The sequence below is a fragment of the Streptomyces sp. NPDC096339 genome (assembly GCF_044762985.1).
Taxonomy (GTDB): domain Bacteria; phylum Actinomycetota; class Actinomycetes; order Streptomycetales; family Streptomycetaceae; genus Streptomyces.
The window spans coordinates 127450-143021 of record NZ_JBIWFI010000019.1; the positions used below are offsets into that span (position 1 = coordinate 127450).

General features: G+C 71.9%; 12 protein-coding genes. 6 read left to right on the forward strand and 6 right to left on the reverse strand.

The window, feature by feature from the left end; genetic code table 11:
- Positions 1-171: 171 nt before the first annotated feature.
- From ACIQ5Y_RS23665 to ACIQ5Y_RS23685, 5 genes are all read right to left on the reverse strand, one after another.
- Positions 172-693: a hypothetical protein gene (locus ACIQ5Y_RS23665; RefSeq protein ID WP_403883739.1), complete on the reverse strand. Its 522-nt coding sequence runs from the start codon at positions 691-693 to the stop codon at positions 172-174.
- A gap of 220 nt (positions 694-913) precedes the next feature.
- The gene (locus ACIQ5Y_RS23670) at positions 914-4780 is read right to left on the reverse strand and encodes a multifunctional oxoglutarate decarboxylase/oxoglutarate dehydrogenase thiamine pyrophosphate-binding subunit/dihydrolipoyllysine-residue succinyltransferase subunit (protein WP_403883742.1); all 3867 of its coding nucleotides are present in this window, start codon (positions 4778-4780) and stop codon (positions 914-916) included.
- Positions 4781-5051: 271 nt separating this feature from the next.
- On the reverse strand, positions 5052-6122 hold the full coding sequence (locus ACIQ5Y_RS23675; RefSeq protein ID WP_403883745.1) for an ATP-binding protein: 1071 nt from the start codon (positions 6120-6122) through the stop codon (positions 5052-5054).
- Positions 6119-6859, reverse strand: coding sequence for a response regulator transcription factor (locus ACIQ5Y_RS23680; protein WP_403883748.1), 741 nt, complete (start codon positions 6857-6859; stop codon positions 6119-6121). Before ACIQ5Y_RS23680 ends, ACIQ5Y_RS23675 begins: the two co-directional genes overlap by 4 nt.
- A gap of 218 nt (positions 6860-7077) precedes the next feature.
- Complete coding sequence (locus ACIQ5Y_RS23685) at positions 7078-7635, reverse strand: hypothetical protein (RefSeq protein WP_403883751.1); 558 nt, start codon at positions 7633-7635, stop codon at positions 7078-7080.
- Positions 7636-7731: 96 nt separating this feature from the next.
- On the opposite strand from ACIQ5Y_RS23685, the gene ACIQ5Y_RS23690 reads away from it, so the two are divergent.
- The 3 genes from ACIQ5Y_RS23690 (at position 7732) to ACIQ5Y_RS23700 (ending at position 11023) form a co-directional block, all read left to right on the forward strand.
- Positions 7732-9096 carry a hypothetical protein gene (locus ACIQ5Y_RS23690; RefSeq protein ID WP_403883754.1) on the forward strand — a complete coding sequence of 455 codons (1365 nt, stop codon included), beginning with the start codon at positions 7732-7734 and terminating at the stop codon, positions 9094-9096.
- Positions 9097-9300: 204 nt separating this feature from the next.
- Positions 9301-10134, forward strand: coding sequence for a sulfurtransferase (locus ACIQ5Y_RS23695; RefSeq protein WP_403883757.1), 834 nt, complete (start codon positions 9301-9303; stop codon positions 10132-10134).
- Positions 10135-10204: 70 nt separating this feature from the next.
- Positions 10205-11023 carry a VOC family protein gene (locus ACIQ5Y_RS23700; protein ID WP_403883760.1) on the forward strand — a complete coding sequence of 273 codons (819 nt, stop codon included), beginning with the start codon at positions 10205-10207 and terminating at the stop codon, positions 11021-11023.
- Here ACIQ5Y_RS23700 and ACIQ5Y_RS23705 read toward each other — a convergent pair.
- Entirely contained in the window at positions 11020-11493 is a 474-nt protein-coding gene (locus tag ACIQ5Y_RS23705; protein WP_403883763.1) for a MarR family transcriptional regulator, read from the reverse strand. The genes ACIQ5Y_RS23700 and ACIQ5Y_RS23705 overlap by 4 nt on opposite strands.
- Before the next feature lie 116 nt (positions 11494-11609).
- Between ACIQ5Y_RS23705 and ACIQ5Y_RS23710 the strand changes: the two genes are divergently transcribed.
- The 3 genes from ACIQ5Y_RS23710 (at position 11610) to ACIQ5Y_RS23720 (ending at position 15389) form a co-directional block, all read left to right on the forward strand.
- Positions 11610-12353, forward strand: coding sequence for a DUF4097 family beta strand repeat-containing protein (locus ACIQ5Y_RS23710; RefSeq protein WP_403883766.1), 744 nt, complete (start codon positions 11610-11612; stop codon positions 12351-12353).
- A gap of 96 nt (positions 12354-12449) precedes the next feature.
- Positions 12450-14846 (forward strand): endopeptidase La, encoded by a 2397-nt coding sequence (lon, locus tag ACIQ5Y_RS23715; protein WP_403883769.1) that lies wholly within the window; start codon positions 12450-12452, stop codon positions 14844-14846.
- A 102-nt stretch (positions 14847-14948) separates the two neighbouring features.
- Positions 14949-15389, forward strand: a complete 441-nt coding sequence (locus tag ACIQ5Y_RS23720; protein ID WP_403883772.1) for a MarR family winged helix-turn-helix transcriptional regulator — start codon at positions 14949-14951, stop codon at positions 15387-15389.
- The last annotated feature ends 183 nt before the right edge of the window (positions 15390-15572 follow it).

Consider the following 15572-nt stretch of genomic DNA (forward strand, 5'->3'; position numbering starts at 1 on the left):
CTCCGGGTGGCGGTAACAACACTCCCAACACTCCGAACACGCCCAACACCCCCAACACTCCGGGGTGAGTCGTAAGCACAACGCCGGCGCCGCGCAGTGAAGCCACTGCGCGGCGCCGGCATGTGGTCTGTGGTTCTGGAGCCCCTTGATTGAGGGTGCCTTGCAGGACGACTACGTGTTGGGGGTGTTCGGGGTGTTGGGCGTGTTGGGCGTGTTGGGTGTATTGGGGGTGTTCGGGGTGTTGGGCGTATTCGGGGTATTCGGCGTGTTCGGGGTGTTGGGCGTATTCGGGGTGTTGGGGGTGTTGGGCGTGTTCGGGGTGCCCGACGTGCTGGACGCGTACGGGGCGTACGGTGCATATGGCGTGTACTGCGCATAGGGCGCGTACAGGGTGTACGGGCCGTATGCGCCCTGTAGTGACATCGGCATGCCCGTAGTCGCGGGAGCCGCCTGCGTGAGGTGGGTGGTCTGCGACGCCTGGGCCGTGTAGGGAAGGCGGGGGAGTCGCGGGAGGCGGGGGAGCTCCGGGAGTGGCGGTAGCTGCGGTAGCTGGAGCAGTCGCGGCTGGGCCGTCGACCGGGTCCGGCCGCCGTCGGGGCCGTCACCCGCAGCCGCGTGGGCGGCTCCCGCCCCCAGGGCGGCCAGGGCCCCCGCCGTCACCGTGGCGATCACGACCTGCTGAAGCTTGCGCATGTACCCTCCGTGGCTCTGCTTCCGCGCGCACTCGGTCACGGAGTGCACGGACTCGATCACCAAAAGTACAGAGAGGGGCGGGTTCCCACCGGCTTGAAGGCTCGCGTCGTTGCTCCGTCACCCGTTCGTTCCCTTTCGGTGCGCCGCGCCGCCCGCGAACAGCCCGAAGGCCCGGCCCTCGCGGTTGCGGGGGCCGGGCCTTCGGTCAGTGCAGCGGGTGTCAGGCCTCGAAGACCTCGTTCAGCAGCTGCTGCTGCTCCGCCTGGTGGCGCTTCGCGGAGCCCACCGCCGGCGACGAGCCGTGCGGGCGCGAGATGCGCCGCAGGCGCTCGCCCGCCGGGACGTCCGCGCCGACCGCCAGGTCGAGGTGGTCGATCAGGTTCAGCGCGATGAACGGCCACGCACCCTGGTTCGCCGGCTCCTCCTGCGCCCAGATGTACTTCGCGGCGTTCGGGAACTTGGCGATCTCCGCCTGGAGCTCCGCACCCGGCAGCGGGTACAGGCGCTCGATGCGGATGATGGCGGTGTCGGTGATACCGCGCTTCTCCCGCTCGGCCTCCAGGTCGTAGTAGACCTTGCCCGCGCAGAAGACGACCTTGCGGACCGCGTTCGCGTCCACCGTCGTGTCGCCGATGACCGGACGGAACGAACCGGTCGTGAACTCCTCCGCCTTCGACGCCGCGGCCTTCAGACGCAGCATCGACTTCGGGGTGAAGACGACCAGCGGCTTGTGGTGCGGGTTGTGGACCTGCCAGCGCAGCAGGTGGAAGTAGTTCGACGGCAGCGTGGGCATGGCCACCGTCATGTTGTTCTGCGCGCACAGCTGGAGGAAGCGCTCCGGGCGGGCGGACGAGTGGTCCGGGCCCTGGCCCTCGTAGCCGTGGGGGAGGAGGAGCGTGACGCCGCTGGTCTGGCCCCACTTCTGCTCCGCCGAGGAGATGAACTCGTCGACGACGGTCTGCGCGCCGTTGACGAAGTCACCGAACTGGGCTTCCCAGAGGACCAGCGCGTCCGGACGGGCCAGCGAGTAGCCGTACTCGAAGCCCATGGCCGCGTACTCGGAGAGCAGCGAGTCGTAGACGTTGTAGCGGGCCTGGTCGTCCGACAGGTACAGGAGCGGGGTGTAGTCCTCGCCCGTCTCCCGGTCGATGAGGACCGCGTGGCGCTGGCCGAAGGTGCCGCGGCGGGAGTCCTGGCCGGACAGCCGGACCGGGGTGCCCTCCATCAGCAGCGAACCGAAGGCCAGGGTCTCGCCGAAGCCCCAGTCGATGGTGCCGTCGTCGATCATCGCCGCGCGGCGCTGCAGCTGGGGCAGCAGACGCGGATGGACGGTGACGCCCTCGGGGATGTTGACCTGGGACTCCGCGATGCGCTTGACGACGTCCTGCGAGATCGCCGTGTTCACGGTCACCGGGAACTCGGCCTGCGCGGCCGGGGAGACCGGCGGGGCGATCGCGGGCTGCGTGGCGGCCTCGCGGACCTCCGCGAAGACCTTCTCCAGCTGGCCCTGGAAGTCCTGCAGCGCCTGCTCGGCCTCTTCGAGGGTGATGTCGCCGCGACCGATGAGGGACTCGGTGTACAGCTTGCGCACCGAGCGCTTCTTGTCGATCAGGTCGTACATCAGCGGCTGCGTGAACGCCGGGTTGTCCGACTCGTTGTGACCGCGGCGGCGGTAGCAGATGAGGTCGATGACCACGTCCTTGTTGAACGCCTGGCGGAACTCGAAGGCCAGACGGGCAACGCGCACGACCGCTTCCGGGTCGTCGCCGTTCACGTGGAAGATCGGCGCCTCGATCATGCGGGCCACGTCGGTCGCGTACATCGAGGAACGCGAGGACTCCGGGGCGGCGGTGAAGCCGACCTGGTTGTTGATGACCACGTGCACCGTGCCGCCGGTGCGGTAGCCGCGCAGCTGGGACATGTTCAGCGTCTCGGCGACCACGCCCTGGCCGGCGAAGGCCGCGTCACCGTGCAGGGCCAGCGGGAGGACCGTGAAGTCCGTGCCGCCCTTGTTGATGACGTCCTGCTTGGCGCGGGCGACACCCTCCAGGACCGGGTCGACGGCCTCCAGGTGCGAGGGGTTGGCGACGAGCGAGACCTTGATCTGCTCGCCGTCCAGGCCCGTGAACGTGCCCTCGGCGCCCAGGTGGTACTTCACGTCGCCGGAGCCGTGCATCGACTTCGGGTCGAGGTTGCCCTCGAACTCGCGGAAGATCTGCGCGTACGACTTGCCGACGATGTTCGCGAGGACGTTCAGACGGCCGCGGTGGGCCATGCCGATGACGACCTCTTCGAGGCGGGCCTCGGCGGCCGAGTCGATGACGGCGTCGAGCAGCGGGATGACGGACTCGCCGCCCTCCAGGGAGAACCGCTTCTGGCCGACGTACTTCGTCTGCAGGAAGGTCTCGAAGGCCTCGGCCGCGTTCAGGCGGCGCAGGATGCGCAGCTGCTCCTCGCGCTCCGGCTTGGTGTGCGGGCGCTCGATGCGGTCCTGGATCCAGCGGCGCTGCTTCGGGTCCTGGATGTGCATGAACTCGACGCCGGTGGTGCGGCAGTACGAGTCGCGCAGCACGCCGAGGATGTCGCGGAGCTTCATCATCGACTTGCCGGAGAAGCCGCCGACCGCGAACTCGCGCTCCAGGTCCCACAGGGTGAGGCCGTGCTCGGTGATGTCGAGGTCGGGGTGCTTGCGCTGCTTGTACTCCAGCGGGTCGGTGTCGGCCATGACGTGGCCGCGGACCCGGTAGGAGTGGATCAGCTCGAAGACGCGGGCGGCCTTCGTGACGTCGTCGTCGTGCGAGGCGTCGATGTCCCGGAGCCAGCGGACGGGCTCGTACGGGATGCGCAGCGCCTCGAAGACGTCGTCGTAGAAGCCGTTCTCGCCGAGCAGCAGGTTCGCGACGATGCGCAGGAACTCGCCGGAGGCCGCGCCCTGGATGACCCGGTGGTCGTAGGTCGAGGTCAGGGTCATGACCTTGGAGATGCCCAGCTTGTTCAGGGTGTCCTGCGAAGTGCCCTGGAACTCGGCGGGGTAGTCCATGGAGCCGACGCCCATGATGACGGACTGACCGGGCATCAGGCGGGGCACGGAGTGAACGGTGCCCAGGCCGCCGGGGTTGGTGAGGGAGACCGTCACGCCGGTGAAGTCGTCCATCGTCAGCTTGCCGACGCGGGCGCGGCGGACGATGTCCTCGTAGGCCTGCCAGAACTCGAAGAAGTTGAGGGTCTCGGCCTTCTTGATGCCGGCGACGACGAGCTGGCGGTCGCCGTTGGCCTTCACCAGGTCGATGGCGAGGCCGAAGTTCACGTGGTCGGGCTTGACCAGGGTCGGCTTGCCGTCCTTCTCCGCGAAGGAGTGGTTCATCGACGGCATGGCCTTGATCGCCTGCACCATCGCGTAGCCGATCAGGTGCGTGAAGGAGATCTTCCCGCCCCGGGCGCGCTTGAGGTGGTTGTTGATGACGATGCGGTTGTCGAACAGCAGCTTCACCGGGACGGCGCGGACGGACGTGGCCGTCGGGACGTCGAGGGAGGCGTTCATGTTCTTGGCTACGGCAGCCGCCGGGCCGCGGAGCGTCACCAGCTCGGGGCCGCTGGGGGCCTCGGTGGCGGGCGCGGCCTTCTGCGGGGCTACGGAGGGGGTGGCGGGCGCGGCCGGTGCGGCGGCCGGGGCCTGGGAGGTGACAGTCACAGCAGGGGCACCAGAGGGGGTGGCAGGAGCAGGGGCAGGAGCTGACACAGGCGTGGGCGGCACCAGGGGTGCGGCGGTGGCGCCCGCCGCCCCCGTGGCGGCGGCGTCGACGACCTGAGGAGTTCCGGCGACGGTGGTGGCGGCCTGTGCGGAGGCGCCGTCCGTCGTCGGGGTCTTCACGGGCTCTTCGGCCTTGACCGGAGCGGCAGCGCCCCCCGGCTTGTAGTCGGCGAAGAAGTCCCACCAGGCCCGGTCGACCGAGTTCGGGTCCTGGAGGTACTGCTGATAGATCTCGTCGACGAGCCACTCGTTCGCGCCGAAGCCCGAGGCGGGGTTCTTCCCGCCTTCTGCTGCTTCGGTCGTGGTGCTCGGGTTACTGGGGGACTGTGGCGACACGGCGGCAACCGCCCTCTTCCGCTTCACAAGGTATGGACAGCGGGAATAAAGGCTACGCCTCCTCAACCGCGAGATGCAGACCGGACGGGAGATCCGTCGCGTAGGTCACATCGAACGGCGGGTTTCACCGTCTGGAATGGCGGGAAACAAGCGTGGTTCGGGTAGGGGGCACCGAGGTTGCGACCCCCACGGCTTCGCACCCCTGACGGACCCCGGGCACGTGTGGCCGAGATCATTTCCTTCCCACTCGAACCCTACGTCAACACGGCGCCTATGAGCTGCCCGGAAGCGTGACGAGGATGCAGCAGCCGCGTGACGATTCGGCCACTCCGATCCGGCCCCCGTGCAGCTCCACCGCCCAGCGGGCGATCGCCAGACCCAGCCCGGTGCCGCCGTCGCCGCCGCGCGCACTGCCCCGGTTGAACCGCTCGAACACCCGGGCGCGCTCGGCCTCCGGGATTCCGGGGCCCTCGTCCCGTACTTCCAGCGCCAGACTTCCGGGCGCGTCGCCGGCCCGGGCGCGGACCGTGACCCGGCCGTGCGGAGGGCTGTGCTTGACCGCGTTGTCGATCAGGTTCGCCACCACCTGGTGCAGCCGCTCGGCGTCCGCGTACGCCGTCAGCTCGGGCGGGAAGACGTCCAGGTGCAGGTGTACGTCGTTGCGCGTGTGCCCGCCCGAACCGGAGAGCAGCCCCGGTCGGCCCGCGGCCGCCAGCCCCGACTCCTTCAGCACGCCCGACAGGTACGGCCACACCTCGAAACGCCGCGCCTTCAGCGGTACCACCCCGTTGTCCACCCTGGACAGATCCAGCAGGGTCTCCACGAGCCGGCCCAGGCGCTCGGTCTGCTTCAGCATCGTGCGCATGGTCTCGGGATCGGCGGCCGAGACCCCGTCGACCACGTTCTCCAGCACCGCCCTCAGCGCGGCGATGGGCGTGCGCAGCTCGTGCGACACATTGGCGACGAGCTCCTTGCGGTGCCGGTCCACCGCCTCCAGGTCGTCCGCCATCAGATTGATCGTGGAGGCCAGGTCGCCCAGCTCGTCACGGCGCCCCGCCCCGCGCACCCGCCGGGTGTAGTCGCCCCTCGAGATCGCGCGGGCCACCGTGGACATGTCGTCCAGCGGCGCCGTCAGGCTGTGCGCCACGAACTGGGTGATCAGCATCGAGGCGATCACCGAGAAGACCGTGATGAAGCGCAGCTCGGTGGCGGTGCGCAGGGCCACCAGCAGCAGGCCCGTCGTGATGAAGACCGAGACCACGACGAGCGTGCCCAGCTTGGTCTTGATCGAGAAGGGCGAGAAGGGCCGCAGCCCTTCCCCCGGCGGCCGACGGCCGCTCACGCCTGCGCCGGGGTCTCCAGGGCGTACCCGACGCCGTGGACCGTACGGATCCGCTCCGCGCCGATCTTCCGCCGCAGCGCCTTGATGTGGCTGTCGACCGTACGGGTCCCGGACGCGTCGGCCCAGTCCCAGACCTCCGCCAGCAGCTGCTCCCGGGAGAGCACCGCGCGCGGCGTCCCGGCCAGGCACACCAGCAGGTCGAACTCGGTCGGCGTCAGGTGCACGTCCTCGGCCTGCACCCGGACCCGGCGCTGCGCGTGGTCGATCTCCAGGTCGCCCAGCCGCAGGGTGGCCCCGCGCGGGGTGTGCGCGGCGAGGGTGGCCCGCTCCACGCGCCGCAGCAGGACGTGGACCCGGGCGGCGAGCTCGCGCATCGAGAACGGCTTCGTCATGTAGTCGTCCGCGCCGACCCCGAGCCCGACCAGCAGGTCCGTCTCGTCGTCCCGCGCGGTGAGCATCAGCACGGGGACCGGGCGCTGCGCCTGGACGCGGCGGCAGACCTCCAGCCCGTCGAAGCCGGGCAGCATGACGTCCAGGACGAGCAGCTCGGGCAGCCAGCTCTCGGCCGCGGCGACGGCCGCCGGGCCGTCCCCGGCCGTCTGCACCTGGAAGCCCTCGGCGCGCAGCCGGACCGCGATGGCCTCGGCGATGGTGTGGTCGTCCTCGACGACGAGTACGCGCCGCTGGGCGCCAGGGGTCGCCGAGGCTCCGTTGTGGGTGGTGTGCGTCTGTTCCATGTCCCGTCCCGGTGCCGACCCGTGCCGGTCAGTGTGAGCCGATCCGCCCGACCTGATCCGTGTGATCCGTCTGGTCCGTCTGATCCGCTGATCTCGTGTGTCAGGGGTGCAGCGTAGAGGAGGCTCCGGCGTGCGGCTATGCAGGGTTCGGATAGGCCGTTTTGGATCGAAAGTCCTGATGGGGGACGGTATGGGAGGGCTGCGGACAGGCCGCCGACCTACCCCGTGAACGGTGGGAGGGCGTCCAGTACGGCGTCCAGCGCGGGGGGCATCGACCCCTGGTCGGAGGCCACCTCGAAGCCGCCGTGGACGAACGCGTACGTGTACCCGTCGTAGATCACCGGGCCGCCCGTGGAGACCCTCGGCAGGTGCGCGAAGTCCGCCTTCGCGAGGGCCGCGCGCAGGGCGTCGAGCTCCTGCGGCGACAGCTTGCCGGTACCCGTGGGCTGCGCCTTGACGTCGAGGCGGGTCCAGGAGCCGTCGCCCTTGACGATCAGGGTGTGGGTGCGGCCGGCGATGCCGCCGGAGCGGGTGACCCGTACGAGGGTCTCGGTGGCGTCGTCCCGGCTCGGGCTCGGGCTCTTGCTCGGGCTCTTGCTCGGAATCGGGCTCTGACTCGGGCTCTGACTCGGGGACGGTGGCGGTGGCGCGTCCCCGGTGGCGGTCGGGGAGCCGGACGGCAGGCCGGACGGGGCGCGGGACATCGAGGTGTCCGACGAACCGGCCGACCCGCAGCCCACCAGGACCGCCACGCCCAGCAGTACCGCCGCAGCCACGCCAGTCGACCGCACCGCGGCAACCGTTCGGAACGTGCGCACACCCACCTCCGCAGGTACTCGGACCGAACCACGAGTATGGAGGCCCCACACCCGTTGCGACAGCACCCGGAGGCCGACATCCCCCGCATCGCCCCCTGGCGCGTGCTGCCCCCGCTGCTCGCCGTCCTCCTCGGCCTCTGGGGTCTGGAGCGCGGCGGCAGCTTGTGGCGCGACGAGTCCGTCACCTGGCAGGTGGCCCACCGGCCGCTCGGCGGGATCTGGCGGCTGCTCGGCGAGGTCGACGCCGTCCACGGCCTGTACTACCTGCTGATGCACGGGGTGTTCGCCGCCTGGGACGGCGGCCCGTGGGCACTGCGGCTGCCCTCCGTCGCCGCCACCGCGCTGGCCGCCGCCGGGGTCGCCGCCGTCGCCCACCGGCTCGCGGGGGAGCGGGCGGCGCTGTTCGCCGGCCTCGGGTACGCGGTCCTCCCGCCCGTGCAGATGTACGCGCAGGAGGGCCGTTCGTACGCGCTCGTCGCGGCGGCGGTGGTGTGGGCGACGTACCTGATGCTGCGCGAGCGCTGGACCTCCTACGCGGTGGTGCTGCTGTCGGCCTGCTGGCTGCACGAGTTCGCGGCACTGGCGCTGCTCGCCCACGCGTTCGCCGCGTGGCGCTCGCGGGGGTGGCGGGTGGCGGCGGGGTCGGTCCTGGTGCTGCTCGTCCCGCTGGCGGTGGTGAGCGCACGGCAGGCGCAGCAGCAGCTCGGCTGGCTCGGGCGGCCGAGCTGGCAGGACTGGACGGCGTACGGGGTGATCGCGGCCGGGAGCCTGCTGCTCGCGCGGGGGGCGGAGCGGGGGCTGGTACGGGTCGCGCTGCCGCTCGCGCTGCTGCCGCCGGGGCTGCTGATGACGGTCTCGCTGGTGCACCCCTGGTACGTCGACCGGTACGTCCTCTACGCCCTGGCCGGATTCGCGCTGCTGGCGGGGGCGCGGCTGGCGGCGGTGCGGGAGTGGTGGCCATGGCTGCTGGTCGGGGCGCTGCTGGTGCCGTTCGGATGGTGGTCGGTGTGGCTCCGTACGCCCGACAGCCGCAAGGACGACGCCCTCGCGGTGGCGGCGGTGGTCCGGGAACGGGCACGGCCGGGGGACGCGGTGGTGTTCATGCCCTCGCGGCGGCGCGAGTGGCTGCTGTCCTCACCGGGGGTGTACGGGGGGCTGCGGGACGTGGCCCTGGACCGCTCCCCGGCGGCCTCGCACAGCCTCCAGGGCACGGAGCTGCCCCCGGAGGCCGTGCGGGCTGCGCTGCGGGCCTCCCCTCGGGTGATCGCCCTGCTGGACCCGGAGGGGCAGCCGCTGGACCCGTACCCGGCGGAGGCGGCGAAGCGGGAGGTCCTGGCGGCCGAGTTCGAGCGGTGCTCGGTGACGGGGGTGCGGGGAGCACGGGTGGCGGTGTACGCCAGGCCGGGCGGGTGTGGTTGAGGGGGCGGGGGTGCGGGGCGGCCCCACCCCGGCCGAAGTCAGCCTCGCCGGCGTTTGAGGCGCGGGGTCCGGGGCGGAGCCCCGGGGAACGGGGGAAGGGCGGGTAGGGGACCCGGCCCCGCGCAGCGGCCGCCCGGGCCCCGCCGCGCCGACCCGGTGAGCGAGGATGAGGCGGCCAGCCCACCCGCACCCCGGAGGCCCCGCATGCCCGCACACGAGATACCCGGCCCCCTCGTCGACGCCGACTGGCTCGCAGACCGTCTCGCGGAGGGGGTCGTGGTGTTCGACGCCTCCGTCGGGGCACACAGGAAGGCCGCGCAACGGATACCCGGCGCCCGCCCGTTCGACCTCGACGGCGCCCTGTCCGACCACACCGCCCCCGCCCCCCACACCATGCCCACCGCGGCGGCGTTCACCGAGGAGATGCGCGATCTCGGCATGGGAGACGACTCGACGGTGGTCGTCTACGACGCCGCCGGCGTCTACTCCAGCGCCCGCGCCTGGTGGATGCTGCGCGCCATGGGCTTCGACCGGGTCGCCGTACTGGACGGCGGACTGCCCGCGTGGGCCGCCGCCGGGCTGCCCGTAGAGAGCGAGCCCGCCGCGTACGACGGTCCCCGCGGCTCCTTCACCGCGCGGCCCCGCCCCGGGCTGGTGGTCGACGCCGAGGCCGTCGCCGCGGCCCTGGCCGACCCGGCCGCCGCCGTTCTCGACGCCCGTACGCGTGGGCGCTTCGCCGGTACCGCCCCGGAGCCCCGACCGGGGCTGCGCGGCGGGCACATGCCGGGTGCGCTGAACCTGCCGTTCGGGGAACTCCAGGGGCCGGACGGCCGGATGCGGCCCGCCGAGGAGCTCCGGGAGGCCTTCGAGGCGCTGGCGGGGGACCGGGAGCGGCTCTACTTCAGCTGCGGATCCGGGGTGACCGCGTGCGTCCTGGCCCTCGGTGCGGATCTCGCCGGGTACGGGCGGCTCGCGGTGTACGACGGTTCCTGGAGCGAGTGGGGGCAGGAGTCCGCCCAGCGTCCAGTAGTGACCTGAGATCACCCGAACGGGCCGATTTCCGGGGCGTCGTGGGGGTACGGAACGGCCGTCCCCACCCGCCCGCCCCATGGAGAACCCCGTGCCGGAGAAGAACGACCCCTACAAGGCAGGTACGCCCTGCTGGATCGATCTGATGGTCCCGGACCAGCAGAGAGCGATCGACTTCTACAAGGACCTCTTCGGCTGGCAGGGCGAGATCGGGCCACCGGAGACCGGCGGCTACGCGGTCTGCTCGCTCAAGGGCAAGCCGGTCGCCGGGATCATGGCCGCGATGAACCCGGACGGCACCACGCCCGACCCGATGCCCCCGTCCGTGTGGACGACGTACCTGGCCACGGACGCCGTCGACGCGACCCTCAAGCAGATCGGCGACGCCGGCGGCAAGGTGGTCATGCCGGGCATGGACGTCATGGAGCTCGGCCGGATGGCGGTCGTGTCCGACCCGCAGGGGGCGGTGTTCGGGCTGTGGGAGGCGAAGTCGTTCGCCGGTGCCGGGATCGTCAACGAGCCGGGCGCGCTGATCTGGAACGAGCTCAGCACCACGGACACCGATGCCGCGGGCCGGTTCTACGCGGCCGCACTGCCGATGACGCCGAAGGCGTCCGAGATGGACGGCGCCGAGGGGTACGTGGAGTGGCAGGTCGGCGGCCGGGCCGTCGGCGGCATGATGACCCTGGAGAAGGCCCCGCCCGGGACCCCGCCGCACTGGATGGCGTACTTCAGCGTGGACGACGTCGACGGCGTGACCGCCGCCGCGGTGCGGGCGGGCGCCACCGTCCTGGCGCCCCCGTTCGACATGGTGGCCGGGCGGATGGCCGTACTGGCCGACCCGCAGGGCGCCGTGTTCTCGGTCATCGCCGCCTCGATGGCGGAGGAGCCGGCCTAGGCCGGAAGGGTGCCGCCCGTGTTCAGGATCATCTGCCGGAGCACCTTCAGCGTGGTGACGTAGTCGGCTTCGGCTATGCCCTCGTGGATCCGGCCGATGATGGCGGGGGCGTGCCGCTTGAGATCGAGGCGGGCCTCCTCGCCCGCCTCGGTGATCCACAGCCGTCCGTCGCCGTCGCGGGTGAGCCAGCCGCGCTCCAGCAGCACCTCCGCCTCCGCGGCCAGGTCGTCCTCGGGCCGCAGGTAGGTGCTCATGGCCTGCCGGAGCTGGGGGACCGTCATGCCTTCGCCGTCGGGGGAGATGTCGTCGCGCGACAGGTTGCGCAGCAGCCAGAACCCGGGCTGGGTGTGGCCGAGCTCGGCCTGCCGGGCCCGGGTGAAGGCGATCAGCGCCTCGTAGGCCAGTCCGGTCCAGTACGCGGCCGGCTGCGAGGCGAGTTCGGCGTCGCTGAGGTGCTCGTTCGTGATCATGTTCCCAACGTAGAACCTCGACCTCGGTTCAGGTCAAGCGTCGGGGGTTAACCCCACCCGGGGTTCGGGTACCGGCACCATCGGCCGCGACGCGTGCGGCGCGGGAGCATCCAGGCATGACTTCTCACACCGCGTCAGCCCGCACCGCAGCCGCCGTCCTCGGAGCCGGACTCCTCCTGGCCGGCTGCTCCTTCGCCGACGGCCCGAAGAAGACGGCGACCGCCGACGCCACGGTCACCGATGCCGTCACCGCCGTGGAACTGGGCGACACCCGGGCCGGCTCGATCGAGGTCACACCGGGAACCGGGCCCGGCGTGACGGTCCGCCGTACCGTCCACTACCGCGAGGGCAGCGCGCCCGTGCCCGGCCAGAAGGTCACCGGCGGGGTGCTGACCTTCACCGACGGCTGCTCCTCCACCTGCTACGTCGACTACCGCCTGGAGGTGCCGGCCGCCGTCACGGTCAAGCTGGAGAGCAGCAGCGGCCGGATCTCGGTGACGGGCGTGGCGGCGGCCGAGGTCAAGGCCGACTCCGGCAGGGTGACCGCCGAGCGGATCGCCGGCCCGCTGAAGATCCGTACGTCCTCGGGCACGATCAGCGCCACCGGCCTCTCCGGACCGGACGCGGACGTCCACTCGGATTCGGGCGACACCCGCCTGGACTTCGCGAAGGCCCCCTCCTCCGTGCGCGCCGAGACCTCCTCGGGCAACGTCACCCTGAAGGTCCCCCAGGCCCCCTACCAGCTTGCGGTGGCCACCACGTCCGGCACCCGGGAGGTCTCGCTCCCCTCGGACCCGGCCGCCGCCTCCCGCATCTCCGCGAAGACGACCTCGGGCGACGTGCGCATCTCCACCGTGTGAGAGGTGTTCGCCCCCGGCGAACGGGCGTTGGGGAACATCGGGCCGCGCACATGCATTGAGTCGGCATAGCTCAACTTCACTGCCGGAGGGAAGATCATGGCTTCGACGTCCGTAACGCTCACTCTGCCCGTGCTGCCGCTCGACGACGAGGTCGTGCTGCCCGGAATGGTCGTTCCGCTGGACCTGTCCGACACCGAGGTACGGGCCGCCGTGGAGGCGGCCCAGGCGGCGGCCGGCAGCGGGAAGCCCAAGGTGCTGCTCGTGCCGCGCATCGACGGGACGTACGCCGGCACCGGTGTGCTCGGGACCGTCGAACAGGTCGGCCGGCTCTCCGACGGGGACCCGGGGGCGCTCATCCGCGGCCGCGGGCGGGTCCGGATCGGGGCCGGGACCACCGGGCCCGGGGCCGCGCTCTGGGTCGAGGGCGAGACCGTGGAGGAGGCCGTCCCCGATCCGCTGCCCGGCGCGGTGAGCGAACTCGTCAAGGAGTACAAGGCGCTCGCCACCAGCTGGCTCAAGAAGCGCGGGGCCTGGCAGGTCGTGGACCGGGTCCAGCAGATCGAAGGGGTCTCGGCGCTCGCCGACAACTCCGGTTACTCGCCCTTCCTGACCGTGGCCCAGAAGGTCGAACTGCTGGAGACCGCCGACCCGGTCGCCCGCCTCCGCCTCGCCATCAAGGCCCTCAGCGACCACCTCGCCGAACAGGACGTCGCCGAGTCCATCGCCAAGGACGTCCAGGACGGCGTCGACAAGCAGCAGCGCGAGTTCCTGCTGCGCCGCCAGCTGGAAGCCGTACGCAAGGAACTGCGCGAGCTGAACGGCGAGCAGGACGGCGAGGAGTCCGACGACTACCGGGCCCGCGTCGAAGCCGCCGACCTGCCCGAGAAGGTGCGCGAAGCCGCCCTCAAGGAGGTCGACAAGCTGGAGCGGTCCAGCGACCAGAGCCCCGAGGGCTCCTGGATCCGGACCTGGCTCGACACCGTCCTCGAACTCCCCTGGAACGAGCGCACCGAGGACCAGTACGACATCCAGGGCGCGCGGGCCATCCTCGACGCCGAGCACGCCGGGCTGAGCGATGTGAAGGACCGCATCACCGAGTACCTCGCCGTCCGCAAGCGGCGCGGCGAGCGCGGCCTGGGCGTCATCGGCGGCCGCCGGGGCGGAGCCGTCCTCGCCCTCGTCGGACCGCCCGGCGTCGGCAAGACCTCCCTCGGCGAGTCCGTCGCGCACGCCATGGGCCGCAAGTTCGTCCGCGTCGCCCTCGGTGGCGTCCGCGACGAGGCCGAGATCCGCGGCCACCGCCGCACCTACGTCGGCGCGCTGCCGGGCCGGATCGTACGGGCCATCAAGGAAGCCGGGTCCATGAACCCGGTCGTCCTCCTCGACGAGATCGACAAGGTGGGCTCCGACTACCGGGGCGACCCGGCCGCCGCCCTGCTGGAAGTGCTGGACCCCGCCCAGAACCACACCTTCCGCGACCACTACCTGGAGGTCGAACTCGACCTCAGCGACGTGGTCTTCCTCGCCACCGCCAACGTCCTGGAAGCCATCCCCGAGGCCCTTGCAGACCGCATGGAGCTGGTCCGCCTCGACGGCTACACCGAGGACGAGAAGGTCGTCATCGCCCGCGACCACCTGCTGCCCCGCCAGCTGGACCGCGCCGGCCTCGGCGCCGACGAGGTGGTCCTGGAGGAGGACGCCCTGCGCAAGCTGGCCGGCGAGTACACCCGCGAAGCGGGCGTGCGCACCCTGGAGCGGTCCATCGCCCGACTGCTCCGCAAGGTGGCCTCGCAGCACGAGCTGGGGGAGCGCGAACTGCCCTTCCGGATCGGCGCCGACGACCTGCGCGCCCTCATCGGGCGTCCGCACCACGTACCGGAATCCGCCCAGGACCCGGCCGAGCGGCGCACCGCCGTCCCCGGCGTGGCCACCGGCCTCGCGGTCACCGGCGCGGGCGGCGACGTCCTCTTCGTCGAGGCCTCCCTCGCCGACCCCGAGACGGGCGCCGCCGGACTGACCCTCACCGGCCAGCTGGGTGACGTCATGAAGGAATCGGCGCAGATCGCCCTCAGCTTCCTGCGCTCGCACGGAGCGGAACTGGAACTCCCGGTCGCCGACCTCAAGGACCGCGGCGTCCACATCCACTTCCCGGCCGGCGCGGTCCCCAAGGACGGCCCCAGCGCGGGCATCACCATGACGACCGCCCTCGCCTCGCTGCTCTCCGGCCGCCAGGTCCGCACCGACGTGGCCATGACCGGCGAGGTCTCCCTCACCGGGCGGGTCCTGCCGATCGGCGGGGTCAAGCAGAAGCTGCTGGCCGCGCACCGGGCCGGGCTGACCACCGTCATCATCCCGAAGCGCAACGAGGCCGACCTGGACGACGTCCCGGCCGAGGTGCTGGAGGGGCTGGAGGTACACCCGGTGACGGACGTCCGCCAGGTGCTGGCCCTGGCCCTCGCGGAAGCGGAAGTCTCCCTCCCGGCGGCCGCCTGACACCCGGTCCGGCCCGGGTCCCCGTCTCCGGCGGGGTCCCGGGCCCTTGTCGTACCCCCTGCGAAATACTGGCTCCTTCACACACCACCGAAGGAGCCGTACGTGCACGGGAGCGAAGACCAGGAGTTCCTTGCCCTGGAGCGGGAACTGTCCGTCTTCCTCCGACGGGCCCGCGCCTCCTCCGGCGAGATGGCCCGCGAGCTGCACCCCGAACTGGAGCCGGCCGCGTACGGGCTCCTCGTACGCCTGGAGGCCGCCGGGCGGCAGCGGGCCACCGAACTGGCGGCGTACTTCGGCGTCGGCAAGGCCACGATGAGCCGGCAGCTGCGGGCCCTGGAAGTCCTCGGCCTGGTCGCCCGCGAGCCGGACCCCGCCGATGGCCGCGCCTTCCTGGTGGGCCTCACCGAAGAGGGCCGGTCGCGCTTCCTCCGTGTCCGGGACGCGAGGCGGGAGCAGTACATGCGGAAGCTGGCCGACTGGGACCGGGGTGAGGTGGCGGAACTGGCCCGCCTCCTGAACCAGCTGAACGCGGGCGGCGACTAGCCGGGGCGTGCCCCGTCACACCCCCGTCCCGCGGGGGTGTCCCCGCAGCCCCGTGCTCCCGCGCCCGGCCCCGGCGGCCCGTAGGCGCGGCCTCGGGGCGGGGTGCCGCTGCGCGGAGCCGTCCCCTACCCGCCCTTCCACCGTTCCCCGGGGCTCCGCCCCGGACCCCGCGCCTCAAACGCC